The sequence below is a fragment of the Pseudomonas sp. LBUM1663 genome (assembly GCF_059695905.1).
Genome location: NZ_CP166792.1, coordinates 604,048 through 617,405 on the forward strand (window position 1 = coordinate 604,048; position 13,358 = coordinate 617,405).

Annotated in this window: 11 protein-coding genes; 6 read left to right on the plus strand and 5 right to left on the minus strand. The window is 59.5% G+C overall.

The genetic code is table 11. From position 1 onward, the window contains the following. Positions 1-72 precede the first annotated feature (72 nt). Entirely contained in the window at positions 73-2,559 is a 2,487-nt protein-coding gene (locus tag ACA075_RS02700) for a circularly permuted type 2 ATP-grasp protein (protein WP_497297175.1), read from the plus strand. Further along, positions 2,559-3,449, plus strand: a complete 891-nt coding sequence (locus tag ACA075_RS02705) for a transglutaminase family protein (protein WP_497297176.1) — start codon at positions 2,559-2,561, stop codon at positions 3,447-3,449. Before ACA075_RS02700 ends, ACA075_RS02705 begins: the two co-directional genes overlap by 1 nt. A gap of 220 nt (positions 3,450-3,669) precedes the next feature. On the opposite strand, the gene ACA075_RS02710 is transcribed toward ACA075_RS02705, so the two are convergent. Beyond that, the gene (locus ACA075_RS02710) at positions 3,670-3,858 is read right to left on the minus strand and encodes a hypothetical protein (protein ID WP_007947526.1); all 189 of its coding nucleotides are present in this window, start codon (positions 3,856-3,858) and stop codon (positions 3,670-3,672) included. Positions 3,859-3,926: 68 nt separating this feature from the next. Next, a complete protein-coding gene (locus ACA075_RS02715) occupies positions 3,927-4,514 on the minus strand; it encodes a cytokinin riboside 5'-monophosphate phosphoribohydrolase (RefSeq protein WP_497297177.1) in 588 nt (195 codons plus the stop codon). 343 nt (positions 4,515-4,857) lie between these two features. Between ACA075_RS02715 and azu the strand changes: the two genes are divergently transcribed. After that, the gene (gene azu / locus ACA075_RS02720; RefSeq protein WP_219093655.1) at positions 4,858-5,304 is read left to right on the plus strand and encodes an azurin; all 447 of its coding nucleotides are present in this window, start codon (positions 4,858-4,860) and stop codon (positions 5,302-5,304) included. 164 nt (positions 5,305-5,468) lie between these two features. On the opposite strand, the gene nadE is transcribed toward azu, so the two are convergent. The 3 genes from nadE to ACA075_RS02735 form a co-directional block, all read right to left on the minus strand. Continuing rightward, the gene (gene nadE / locus ACA075_RS02725; RefSeq protein ID WP_497297178.1) at positions 5,469-6,296 is read right to left on the minus strand and encodes an NAD(+) synthase; all 828 of its coding nucleotides are present in this window, start codon (positions 6,294-6,296) and stop codon (positions 5,469-5,471) included. A gap of 4 nt (positions 6,297-6,300) precedes the next feature. Next, positions 6,301-7,536, minus strand: a complete 1,236-nt coding sequence (gene pncB / locus ACA075_RS02730) for a nicotinate phosphoribosyltransferase (protein ID WP_497297179.1) — start codon at positions 7,534-7,536, stop codon at positions 6,301-6,303. Between the two features lie 235 nt (positions 7,537-7,771). Beyond that, positions 7,772-8,677 (minus strand): LysR family transcriptional regulator, encoded by a 906-nt coding sequence (locus ACA075_RS02735; protein ID WP_497297180.1) that lies wholly within the window; start codon positions 8,675-8,677, stop codon positions 7,772-7,774. A 174-nt stretch (positions 8,678-8,851) separates the two neighbouring features. Here ACA075_RS02735 and amaB point away from each other — a divergent pair, with 174 nt between their 5' ends. The 3 genes from amaB to ACA075_RS02750 all read left to right on the plus strand — a co-directional run bounded on the left by amaB (position 8,852) and on the right by ACA075_RS02750 (position 13,255). Then, the gene (gene amaB / locus ACA075_RS02740) at positions 8,852-10,342 is read left to right on the plus strand and encodes an L-piperidine-6-carboxylate dehydrogenase (RefSeq protein WP_497297181.1); all 1,491 of its coding nucleotides are present in this window, start codon (positions 8,852-8,854) and stop codon (positions 10,340-10,342) included. Positions 10,343-10,472: 130 nt separating this feature from the next. Continuing rightward, complete coding sequence (gene amaA / locus ACA075_RS02745) at positions 10,473-11,756, plus strand: L-pipecolate oxidase (RefSeq protein ID WP_497297182.1); 1,284 nt, start codon at positions 10,473-10,475, stop codon at positions 11,754-11,756. Between the two features lie 365 nt (positions 11,757-12,121). Next, a complete protein-coding gene (locus tag ACA075_RS02750; protein WP_219093672.1) occupies positions 12,122-13,255 on the plus strand; it encodes an ABC transporter substrate-binding protein in 1,134 nt (377 codons plus the stop codon). Positions 13,256-13,358: the final 103 nt, after the last annotated feature.

The following is a 13,358-nucleotide window of genomic DNA, read 5'->3' on the forward strand; positions in this document are numbered from 1 at the left end:
GGATTTTTCGTCTATCCGGGCGTCATGAGCCTGCGTTAGTCTGACCGTTCTTTGCTGTCTGCCGAGCTTTCCATGCCTGACCTGCTTGACCGCTACCCGCTGACGGCGGGCACTTATCACGAACTGCTCGACGACAGCGGCGCCGTGCGCCCGCACTGGCGCCGGTTGTTCGACCAATTGCAACGCAGCACGCCAGCGCAATTGGTGCAGCGTCAGGCCCTGTTGACCCGGCAGATCCAGGAAAACGGCGTGACCTACAACGTCTACGCCGACCCCAAGGGCGCGGATCGGCCGTGGGAACTTGACCTGCTGCCGCATGTGATTGCCGCTGATGAATGGCAGCAGTTATCGGCCGGGATCGCCCAACGCGCACGGCTGTTGAACGCTGTATTGGCTGACCTCTACGGCCCACAGCGGTTGATTGCCGAAGGGCTGCTGCCGGCTGAACTGGTGTTCGGTCACAACAACTTCCTCTGGCCTTGTCAGGGCATTACGCCGCCGGACGGGGCCTTTCTGCATTTGTATGCCGTCGATCTGGCGCGTACGCCGGACGGCCGCTGGTGGGTGACGGCGGATCGGACTCAAGCGCCTTCCGGTGCCGGTTATGCGCTGGAAAACCGCACCATCGTGTCCCGGGCCTTTCCCGAGTTGTACCGCGACCTGAAGGTACAACACCTGGCCGGATTCTTCCGCACGCTTCAGGAAACCCTCGCCCGTCAGGCGCCAACCGATGATGACGTGCCGCTGATCGTGTTGCTGACACCGGGGCGTTTCAACGAAAGTTATTTCGAACATTTGTACCTGGCACGCCAGCTCGGTTATCCGCTGGTAGAAGGCGGCGACCTGACGGTGCGCGATGCCACGGTCTACCTGAAGACCCTCAGTGGCCTGCGCCGGGTTCACGCGATTATGCGTCGGCTCGACGACGACTTCTGCGATCCGCTGGAGTTGCGTACCGATTCGGCACTCGGTGTGCCGGGTTTGCTTGAAGCTGTGCGGCAGGGGCGCGTATTGGTGGCGAATGCCCTCGGCAGCGGCGTACTGGAATCGCCGGGGTTGCTGGGCTTTCTGCCGAAGATCAACCAATTCCTGTTCGGCGAAGAACTCATCCTGCCGTCCATCGCAACGTGGTGGTGTGGCGAAGCGCCGGTACTGGCCCAGGCGTTGGAGAAACTGCCGGAATTGCTGATCAAACCCGCTTTCCCATCGCAAAGCTTCGCCCCTGTGTTTGGCCGCGATCTGAGTGAAAAACAGCGTCAGGCCCTGGCCGAGCGCATGCAAGCACGGCCTTATGCCTATGTTGCGCAAGAGTTGGCGCAATTGTCCCAGGCACCGATCTGGCAGGCCGAGGACGGTCAACTGCAACCGCGAGCCATCGGGATGCGTGTGTATGCGGTGGCCAGTCAAGACGGTTATCGGGTGTTGCCGGGCGGATTGACCCGAGTGGCTGCCGAAGCGGATGCGGAAGTGGTGTCGATGCAACGCGGCGGTGCGAGCAAGGACACTTGGGTGTTGGGGGATCGTCCTCCCAGCGGCGAGCAATGGAAAACCCAGCGCACGATCGGTGTGCATGACCTGGTTAGACGCGATCCGTACCTGCCGTCGCGGGTGGTCGAGAACCTGTTCTGGTTTGGCCGCTATTGCGAACGGTGTGATGACAGCGCGCGATTGCTGCGGATCATGCTGGCACGCTACATCGACGGCGATGACCCGCAGGCCCTGGAAGCGGCGGTCGACCTCGGCGAGCGACTGAATCTGTTGCCAGACGAAGGTGAGTTGCCCGAGCGGCTGTTGGCTGCACTACTCGGCGATGATTGGCCCTTCAGCCTGCGCTCCAACCTGCAGCGCATGCAGTGGGCTGCCTCGCAAGTGCGTGGCAAGCTCTCGCGGGAAAACTGGCAGGCGCTGGTGGAATTGCAGCGCGAAGCCATGGAGCTGGAAACCGAAGAGCCGGATTTCGGCGAGTTGCTGGATTTCCTGAACCGCTTGGTGATGTCCCTGGCGGCGCTGTCCGGTTTTGCCTTGGATGACATGACACGGGATGAAGGCTGGCGTTTTCTGATGATCGGTCGGCGGATCGAGCGCTTGCAGTTTCTCAGCGGCAGCCTCGCGGCGTTTCTGCGTGGTGCTGGTGCTTTCGATCAGGCCGGGCTGGAATGGCTGCTGGAGCTGGGCAACAGCAGCATCACCTATCGCTCGCGCTACCTGGCGGTGGCGCAGTTGATTCCGGTGCTCGACCTATTGCTGCTCGATGAGCAAAACCCGCATGCGGTGCTGTTCCAGCTGAAACTGGTGACCCGCACTTTGAAGCGTTTGAACGATGATTTTGGCGTGCCTCGCGAAGCGGGTCTGCCGCAACTGGTGGAGCGCCTGGCGCGTTTCGATCTGGGCTGCCTGGAGAACTCGCTGTTCGGCGACGCCAGCGTTCGCGCCGCCATCAACGGTCTGGCCGATTTGCTGCAAGAGATCGCCGATGCCAGCGGGCAAGTGTCGGATCGTCTGGCCCTGCGCCATTTCGCCCATGTCGATGATGTCAGCCAGCGCACGGTGTCCGTCTGATGAGCGCCCGTTACCAGATTCTCCACGACACCCATTATCACTACGACAGCCCGGTGTCCCTGGCCCAGCAACTCGCGCACCTGTGGCCACGGGCCTGTGCCTGGCAGCGCTGCACCGAGCAGCACTTGCAGATCAGTCCCGAACCGACCTCGCGCCGGGATGAGCTGGATGTGTTTGGCAATCCGCTGACTCGGTTGGCGTTTGAGCGGCCGCACGATGAATTGCTGGTCAACGCCCGGCTCACCGTCGAGGTGCTGGCCCGGCCAACGCTGGATTTCAATCAATCCACCGCGTGGGAAGAAACCCGCAACGCGCTGACCTACAGCAGTCAGCCGCTTTCTGCAGCGTTGCTGGAAGCGTGCCGTTACCGGTTCGAATCGCCCTATGTGCATTTGAAGCGCAACTTTGTCGAATTTTCGGAAAGCTGTTTTCCATCGGGACAGCCTTTGTTGCTGGGCGTACAGGCCTTGATGGAGAAGATTTTCAGCGAGTTCACCTTCGACGCCGAGGCGACGCAAGTGGCCACGCCATTGGTGGAAGTGCTGGAGCGTCGGCGTGGTGTCTGTCAGGACTTCGCTCACCTGATGCTCGCGTGTGTGCGTTCGCGTGGTTTGGCGGCGCGGTACATCAGCGGCTATCTGCTGACCCAGCCACCACCGGGCCAGCCACGGATGATTGGCGCCGATGCGTCCCATGCCTGGGTTTCAGTGTTTTGCCCGGCGCTCGGTTGGGTGGATTTTGATCCGACCAACAATGTGCAACCCGCGCTCGAACACATCACCCTGGCCTGGGGCCGTGATTTTTCCGATGTTTCGCCGTTGCGTGGGGTGATTCTGGGGGGCGGCAGTCATGATCCCGAAGTCCGCGTCACCGTGATGCCATTGGAGTAGCAATGATCTCCTGTGGGAGCGAGCCTGCTCGCGATTACGGTGTGTCAGTCGGTACTAATGTTGAAGACACACCGCAATCGCGAGCAGGCTCGCTCCCACAGGGGCTGTGCAGTTATTTAGGGATGGGGTATTTCAGATTGGCCTGTGAGGGTCAGCAAGGAACTGCTGACCCTGGACACAGATCCGGTGGGCCTGATCAGATCATCGGGCCCTGAGGGTCTCAGGCGTCGGGCGCCTGATCTTTCGGTGCTTCAGTTTCGTCTGTAGCCACTTCGCCTTCGGCATCCGGGTTCAGTGCTGCTGCTTCTTCTTCAGCTGTAGCTTTCTTGCGCTGAAGCTTTTCCTCTTTCTTCTGCTCCTTGGCCAAGTCTCTCTGACGTTTGGCGAAGGAATAATTAGGTTTAGCCATGGGCGATCCTCTGGGGTCGAAGGTGAGGTTGAGCGGCGCATATTCTGCCCTGTATCGGGACCGAGCCGTTAGCTGGGTTTTTGCTCTGTCCATTTGGGCACCACTGTCGGCTGCCAAGCGTCCAGCACATCGATCAGGGTTTGCGGCGATTCGCTCACTTGCAGCATGTCACGGTGCGCTTCGCGAACGAAGCCTTCGCCGACGATATGATCAAGAAAACCGGTCAATTTGCTGTAGAAACCGTTCACTTCCAGCAACCCGAGCGGTTTGCCGTGGTAGCCGAGCTGGCCCCAGGTCCAGACTTCGAACAGTTCTTCCAGGGTGCCGAGTCCACCGGGCAGCGCAATGAAGGCGTCGCTGAGCTCAGCCATCCGAGCCTTGCGCGCATGCATGCCGTCGACCACTTCCAGACGAGTCAGGCCGCTGTGGCCGATTTCCTTGTCTTTCAGGCTTTGCGGAATGATCCCGATCACTTCGCCGCCGGCCGCCAGTGCCGCATCGGCGACGATGCCCATCAGCCCGACGGCGCCGCCGCCATAGACCAGGGTCAGCTTGCGCTCGGCCAGTGCACGCCCGAGGGCGACAGCCGCTTCACGATAAGCCGGGTGGGTGCCGGTGCTGGCACCGCAAAATACACAAACGGACGCTAAAGACATGCCTTACTCCACGGTCAGGATGGCCACAGAGTAAAGGCAGGCGGGCGGCGCTCCAAGGTCTAAACTTCGCGTTCAGGTGTTTCGTAGGTGCCGCTGGAGCCACAGGCATAAGCGGCGAGCAAACTGCGCAACAGGCTGTTAAAGGACATGACAGGCGCTCCAGATGAGGGATGACGGCCTGATGATAGGGCCGGGCCAGACGTCTGGCTGGTAGATTGTTTCGATAGGTGTCATAGCCCGAAAGTTGTATACAATTTTTGATTCAGGTCATAGGAACTTGCGAAGTTTTCAGGCAGTCTTCTGTCCATTCGCACTTTTGTTAACCCTGCCTTGGAGATTCACCATGTTTGCCAAACTTGTTGCGGTATCCCTGCTGACACTGGCCAGCAGCCAACTGATGGCTGCCGAATGCAAGGTCACTGTCGACTCCACTGACCAGATGTCCTTCGATACCAAGGACATCGCCATCGACAAGAGCTGCAAGACCTTCACCGTGGAATTGAAGCACTCCGGCAGCCTGCCGAAAAATGTCATGGGGCATAACTGGGTGCTGAGCAAAACTGCTGATATGCAGCCGATCGCAACTGACGGCCTGGCTGCCGGTATCGACAAGAACTACTTGAAAGAAGGTGATACACGCATCATTGCCCACACCAAAATCATTGGTGCTGGCGAAACCGATTCGGTGACCTTTGACGTATCGAAACTGGCAGCTGGCGAAAGCTACGGCTTTTTCTGCTCGTTCCCGGGCCACATCTCGATGATGAAAGGTACGGTTACCCTGAAGTAATCGATTCGAGTACATAAAAAAGCGTCCCGATTGGGACGCTTTTTTTGTGCCTGACATTTGACCGCGTCATCGTTCATCGCTAACAGGCTCGCTCCCACAGGTACTGCGTAGTCCTTGTGGGAGCTAGCCTGCTAGCGATGACGTCGGTCCAGACGCCGCCTTACTTATGGCGCAAACGGCATCACCCGCTTGTGATGCGTCTTCTTATACGTATCGCAAATAATCTTGAACGCTTCCTCTCGCACCGGCTTTCCGTGCAGGAACGCGTCAATTTCGGCGTAGGTCACGCCGTGGGACGCTTCGTCCGGTTTGCCCGGTGACAGGTCTTCAAGGTCGGCAGTCGGGATTTTTTCCACCAGCGATTCCGGCGCGCCGAAACTGCGGGCGATGTCCCGGACCTGGTTTTTCACCAAGCCACTCAACGGGGCCAGGTCGCAAGCACCATCACCAAACTTGGTGAAGAAACCCATCACCGCTTCCGCCGCGTGGTCGGTACCGATCACCAGACCCTGTGCGGCGCCGGCGATGGTGTATTGGGCGACCATGCGCATCCGCGCCTTGGTGTTGCCAAGCACGAAATCCACCGAGACCGCATGCTTGCCTTCGAAGGCCGCCACTTCATTGGCCAGGGATTTGACCGCCGGACCGATGTTCACAGTGTGACGTTCGTCCGGGGCGATGAAATCCACCGAGGCTTGGGCATCGTGTTCATCGAACTGGGTTTCGTAAGGCAGGCGCACGGCGATGAACTTGTAGCTTTTGTCGCTGGTTTGCTCGCGCAACTCACGCATGGCGCGTTGGGCCAGGAGGCCGGCGGTCAGCGAATCGACGCCGCCGCTGATGCCGAGCACCAGGGTCTTGAGCCCGGAATTGACCAGGCAATCCTGAATGAAGCTGACCCGCCGGGCGACTTCGGCCTCGAGGGCGGCGTGGTCGGCGAATGGCGGCTGAACCTTGAGCTGCTCAGCAATCTCACGCTGTACGGCTTGCATGAATTCACTCCTTGCTAGTGGTGCCAGATGTGCTGGAAGGGGCGGCAGGTACTTTGAAAACGTGTCGCAAATAGGCGACGAAATTTGGGTCTTTGCAGTGAGTCTTGCCAGGCTCATCGGAAATCTTTGCCACGGGCTGGCCGTTGCAGGCCGCCATTTTAAGCACGATGCTCATCGGTTCGACACCCGGAATATCGCACGTCAGGTTGGTGCCGATACCGAAGCTGACATTAATCCGACCGCGCAACGCCCGGAATATTTCCAGGGATTTGGGCAGCGTCAGGCTGTCGGAGAACGTCAGGGTCTTGCTCATCGGGTCGATGCCCAGCTTTTGATAGTGGGCGATCGCCTTTTCTGCCCAGATCACCGGATCGCCGGAGTCATGGCGCAGGCCGTCGAAGAGCTTGGCAAAGAACAGGTCGAAGTCGTTGAGGAAGGCATCCATGGTGATGCAGTCGGTCAGGGCGATCCCCAGCAGGCCCCGGTACTCGCGGACCCAGCAATCGAGTGCGGCAATCTGGCTGTCGATCAGCCGTGGACCGAGTTGCTGGTGCGCCATGATCCATTCGTGGGCCATGGTGCCCAAAGGCTTCATGTCCAGCTCCCGTGAAAGGTGCACGTTACTGGTGCCGACGAAACGCCCGGGGAAATCGTGCTTGAGCACATTCACCACTTCTTCCTGCACACGGAACGAGAAGCGACGGCGTGTACCGAAATCGGCTACCTGCAATTCGGACAATTCGTCTGCACTGGCGTTGGCGGTGAGCCAGTCGAACTTGCGATAGAGCTGCTCACGGGCCTGCTCCAGCACGACTTCGCGGTAGCGATAACGATTGCGCACTTCGCTGACGATGGACAGCAACGGCACTTCAAACAGGATCACGTGCAGCCACGGCCCGCGCAGGCGGATGAACAGCTCGCCGTTTTCGATACCCGAGTGGACGTAACGCAGGTTGAAGCGGAACAGCCCGAGAAAACGCAGGAAATCCGGCTTCATGAAACTGATGCGTTCCATGAAGCTCAACTGGTCGGCACTCAGGCTCAACTCGGCCAGACGTTCGATCTGAAAGCGTATTTCAGCCAGATACGGGCGCAAATCCTCGCTGTTACGGCAACGAAACTCCCATTCGACTTCCACATTCGGGTAGTTGTGCAGCACCGCCTGCATCATCGTCAGTTTGTAGAAGTCGGTGTCGAGCAGGTTCTGCACGATGCGATCGCCAAACACGCTCTCGCTCATAACGGGGTTCTCCAGGCTTGCCGCGGCCCGTGGTCGCGACGTTTCAGCTGTTTCTATGAATGGGCTAGTGGCGCATATCAGAGGCAGTTATTGCCAGCGATTTTTTAGACAGTGCATATCCTTGTGGCGAGGGAGCTTGCTCCCGCTGGGGTGCGAAGCGCCCCCAATACAGGACTGCTGCGCAGTCCAACGGGAGCAAGCTCCCTCGCCACAAGGATTAGCCGGGGCTTCAAATCTACGGTGCAGCCGGGCTATCAATCTGCTCCAGCATCCACTTCACAAAATCCCGTACCTTTGGCACTTCCGCCGAATGCTCGGGGTAGGCCAGGTAATAAGCATCGGTGCTGGGCATCGCGTGCTGCCAGGGTATGACCAATTTGCCGTCGGCCAATTCCTCTTCCACCAGAAAACGTGGCAGCAGTGCTACGCCGCAGCCAACCTGGGCGGCGCGGATGCACATATAGAACGTTTCGAAGCGCGGGCCGTGGTAGCTGTGTTCGGTGTGGTAGCCCTGACTGTCGAACCAGTCATGCCAGGCTTGGGGCCGCGAGGCGTTTTGCAGCAGGACGAGGTCGGCGAGCTGCGTAGGGTCGGTGAACGGCGTGTCCGGCAGACTGCCCGGCGCACAGACGGGCACCAGCTCCTCGCCAAACAGCTTCAGGCATTCGGTGCCGGGCCGCGAGCCCTGGCCGAAGTAGAACGCCAGGTCGCTGCGACCTTGCAGCAAATCGTCGGCTTCCTGCTCGCTGCACAGGTCCAGATGGATCGAGGGATGGCGCAGGCGCCAACCTTTCAGGCGTGGCACCAGCCAGCGCGCGCCGAAGGTCGGCGGCGTCGAAACCCGCAAGACTTCGGTTTCACCGCCGTAGGAGCGCAGGTAATGGGTCGACATCTCGACCTGCGTGAGGATTTTTCGTACTTCCACCAGGTACAAATCTCCGGCCGGGGTCATTTGCAGGCGTCGGCGCACCCGGCGGAACAACAAGTGCTGCAACAACTCTTCGAGTTGCGCGACCTGTTTGCTGACAGCGCTCTGGGTCAGGTTCAGCTCTTCGGCGGCCCGGGTGAAGCTCAAATGCCGGGTCACGGCCTCGAAACACTGCAGCGCGGTGATCGACGGCAAATAGCGTTTATTCAGCATGGACGGTCCTTTTTCTTGTTTCTTTTACTGCCAGCAATTCAAAGCATGAATAAACGGAATGATATCTCTCTTAAAGGTCGTTTGTTGGGTAACCTCCGGGGAGCTAAAACTACAGGTCTGATCAGCCGTGAATATCCGGCTGCACGTTTTCTGTTTTTGCTCGAGGAGTGACCCATGGTTGCCGCATTGCTTGATCGTCTTGGTGTGAACCCGGCCCTGTACCAGAACGGCAAAGTGCCGGTGCATTCGCCGATCGATGGCAGCCGGATCGCTGCCGTGAACTGGGAAGGCGCCGCTGAAGTCGAACAGCACATCAGTCGTGCAGATCATGCGTTCGAATTGTGGCGCAAGGTCCCGGCCCCGCGCCGCGGCGAGCTGGTGCGCCAACTGGGCGACATCCTGCGCGAATACAAGGCCGACCTCGGCGAGCTGGTGTCCTGGGAAGCGGGCAAGATCACTCAGGAAGGCCTGGGTGAAGTTCAGGAAATGATCGATATCTGCGATTTCGCGGTCGGCCTGTCCCGTCAGCTGTACGGCTTGACCATCGCCTCCGAGCGTCCTGGCCACCACATGCGCGAAACCTGGCATCCGCTGGGCGTCGTCGGCGTCATCAGCGCCTTCAACTTCCCGGTTGCGGTCTGGGCCTGGAACACCACGCTGGCGCTGGTCTGCGGCAACCCGGTGATCTGGAAACCGTCCGAGAAAACCCCGCTGACCGCACTGGCCTGCCAGGCGCTGTTCGACCGCGTCCTGAAGAACTTCAGCGACGCACCTCCACACCTGAGCCAAGTGATCATCGGCGGCCGCGATGCCGGCGAAGCGCTGGTCGATGACCCGCGTGTCGCGCTGATCAGCGCCACCGGCAGCACCCGCATGGGCCGCGAAGTGGCACCGAAAATCGCCGCACGTTTCGCTCGCAGCATTCTGGAACTGGGCGGCAACAACGCCATGATCCTCGCCCCAAGCGCCGACCTGGACATGGCCGTTCGCGCCATCCTGTTCAGCGCCGTCGGCACCGCCGGTCAGCGTTGCACCACGTTGCGTCGCCTGATTGCCCATGAGTCGGTGAAGGAAGAAATCGTCACCCGCCTCAAGGCTGCCTATTCCAAGGTCCGCATCGGCAATCCGCTCGAGGGCAACCTGATCGGCCCGCTGATCGACAAAAACAGTTTCGAAAACATGCAGGACGCGCTGGAACAGGCCTTGAGCGAAGGCGGCCGGGTGTTTGGCGGCAAACGCCAGTTGGAAGACAAATTCCCTAACGCTTATTACGTCTCGCCGGCCATCGTTGAAATGCCGGAACAAAGCGATGTGGTCTGCAATGAAACCTTCGCGCCGATTCTGTATGTGGTCAGTTACAAGGACTTCGACGAAGCGCTGCGCCTGAACAACTCGGTGCCACAAGGCCTGTCCTCGTGCATCTTCACCACCGACGTGCGTGAAGCCGAGCAGTTCATGTCGGCGGTGGGCAGCGACTGCGGCATCGCCAACGTCAACATCGGCCCGAGCGGCGCGGAAATTGGCGGCGCGTTCGGTGGCGAGAAAGAAACCGGTGGTGGTCGTGAGTCGGGCTCCGATGCATGGCGCGGCTACATGCGCCGTCAGACCAACACCGTGAACTATTCGCTGGAGTTGCCGTTGGCTCAGGGCATTACGTTCGACTGATAGGCCCCTTCGCGGGCAAGTCGGATCGCCGCCCGCTCGCTCCTACAGGATCACTCAACACCTGTAGGAGCGAGGCTTGCCCGCGAAGCTTTTGCTTTGTTGTTTGTTAGGTTTCTGTTGGAGTCTGGCAATGCCGTTACGCGAAGAGTGTCTGTGGGAAAAACTGACGCCGCAAAGGCCCGACAATGCCGCGCTCAAGGGCGAAGTATCAGTCGATGTCTGCGTCATTGGCGCCGGCTTCACCGGTCTGTCGGCGGCGGTGCATCTGCTGGAAAAAGGTAAAACGGTCTGCGTGCTCGAAGCCCATCGCGCCGGTCACGGCGGTTCGGGGCGTAACGTCGGGCTGGTCAACGCCGGGATGTGGATTCCACCGGACGAGATCGAAGCCGGGTTCGGCGAAGCGGTGGGCAGTCAGCTCAATCGCATGCTGGGTGCAGCGCCCTCCCTGGTGTTCAGCCTGGTCGACAAATACAACATTGATTGCCAGTTACGTCGCGAAGGCACGCTGCACATGGCGCACAACGCCCGTGGCGAAGCCGATCTGCGCAGTCGCGAAGAACAATGGAAACGTCGCGGGGCTCCGGTCGAACTGCTGACCGGACAAGCGTGCGAACAAGCGACGGGCACCAAAAAGATTGCTGCCGCGCTGCTCGACAAGCGTGCCGGCACGATCAACCCGATGGCCTACACCACGGGGCTGGCCAAAGCGGCCATCGGCCTCGGTGGTCAGCTGTTCGATCATTCTCCGGTGACCCGACTCGAACGTCAGGGCCAACGCTGGTCGGTACAAACCGCTCAGGGTTCAGTGCTCGCCGAGCAAGTGGTCATCGCCTCCAACGCTTATACCGAAGGCGACTGGACGGAGTTGCGGCGCAATTTCTTCCCCGGTTATTACTATCAAGTGGCGTCGGTCCCGCTGACCGAAGATGCCGCGCAGCAAATTCTGCCCGGCGGTCAGGGTTCCTGGGACACGCGCCAGGTACTGAGCAGTATTCGTCGCGACAAAGACGGCCGTCTGTTGCTGGGCAGCCTCGGTAACGGCAATCAGAAACCGGCCTGGTTCCTCAAGGCCTGGGCCGATCGGGTGCAGCAGCACTATTTCCCCTACCTCAAACCCGTGGAATGGGAATGCACCTGGACTGGTTGCATCGCGTTTACCCCCGACCATTTGATGCGCTTGTTCGAGCCAGCGCCCGGTTTAGTGGCAGTCACCGGTTATAACGGCAGGGGCGTGACAACAGGGACGGTGGTTGGCAAAGCCTTTGCCGATTATCTGTGTAACGGAAATCCTCAGGCGCTACCGATTCCCTTTGCCCCCATGCAGCCATTGGCCGGGGTGGGTTTGCGCAGTTGTCTGTACGAGGCCGGTTTCTCGCTGTATCACGCAGGCCAGTGCTTGCGGATCGTTATTTGATTGTTGAAATTTGTTGCGGGGAGCGGCGCTTTTTCGCGCAGCGACTAGCCTGTAAAAGGTGCGGGTTGTAGCAGTTCCGCACCAGCAGTGTGCACTTCGGTGACGCACGTTGTTACAGGCTGGTTGCACGTCGTTTGGCGCCGCGGTTGCAATGATGGCGCGTGCGGGTTGCGCCTTTAAAAATAATTGGTTTCACCTTCCGCGGTTTAGACGGTTGCACGCCCAATGAAAATGGGATCGAAACAGTCGAAATAACAATAAAGCAGCGACTTTTTTCAGAATAAAAAACCGATGGCACGGCCCTTGCTCTGAGCATTCAGAGAAGTCGCAGTGCCAACTAAAAAAAAACCTTGGAGCACCACCTCATGTCCCAGACGTTTTACAAGAAAGGCTTTCTGGCCCTCGCAGTGGCAACTGCGTTGGGTGTTTCTGCGTTTGCACAGGCTGATGTGAAAATCGGTGTGGCGGGTCCGATGACAGGTGCCAACGCGGCATTTGGCGAGCAGTACATGAAGGGTGCACAGGCTGCAGCCGACGCGGTCAACGCGGCGGGCGGCGTCAACGGGGAAAAAATCGTACTGGTGAAGGGCGATGACGCCTGCGAACCGAAACAGGCTGTGACGGTCGCCAAGGACCTGACCAACCAGAAAGTCGCCGGCGTGGTCGGTCACTTCTGCTCCTCGTCGACCATCCCGGCCTCCGAGATCTACGACGAAGCGGGCATCATTGCAATCACCCCGGGTTCCACCAACCCTGCGGTTACCGAGCGCGGCCTGAGTGCCATGTTCCGTATGTGCGGGCGTGACGATCAGCAAGGCATCGTGGCCGGTGACTACATCGTCGACGTGCTCAAGGGCAAGAAAGTCGTCGTCCTGCACGACAAGGACACCTACGGTCAAGGCCTGGCGGACGCTACCAAGGCGCAACTGGAAAAACGCGGCGTGAAGCCTGTGCTGTATGAAGGCCTGACCCGTGGCGAGAAAGACTTCAGCACCATTGTCACCAAGATCCGCGGCGCTGGCGCCGACGTTGTCTACTTCGGCGGTCTGCACCCGGAAGCCGGTCCTCTGGTCCGTCAACTGCGTGAGCAAGGCCTCAAAGACGTCAAGTTCATGTCCGATGATGGCATCGTGACCGACGAACTGGTGACCACTGCTGGCGGTCCGCAATTCGTTGACGGCGTGCTGATGACCTTCGGCGCTGACCCGCGCCTGCTGCCAGACAGCAAAACCGTGGTAGATGCGTTCCGCAAGGCCGGTACCGAGCCTGAAGGCTACACCCTCTACGCTTACGCTTCGGTCCAGACCCTGGCTGCTGCCTTCAATGGCGCCAAGTCCAACAGCGGCGAAAAGGCCGCCGAGTGGCTGAAGAAAAACCCGGTCAAAACCGTGATGGGCGAGAAGACCTGGGACGCCAAGGGCGACCTGAAAGTCTCCGACTACGTGGTTTACGAGTGGGACAAGGACGGCAAATACCACCAGCTGGAAAAACAGAAGTGATATGACTTGCTGATCTGCCCGGTGCCTTGTGCACCGGGCAGTCAATGAACATGTCCGTGCAGTACCTGTCTTTTCTCGTAGAGCTGCACACAACCGTGTTGCC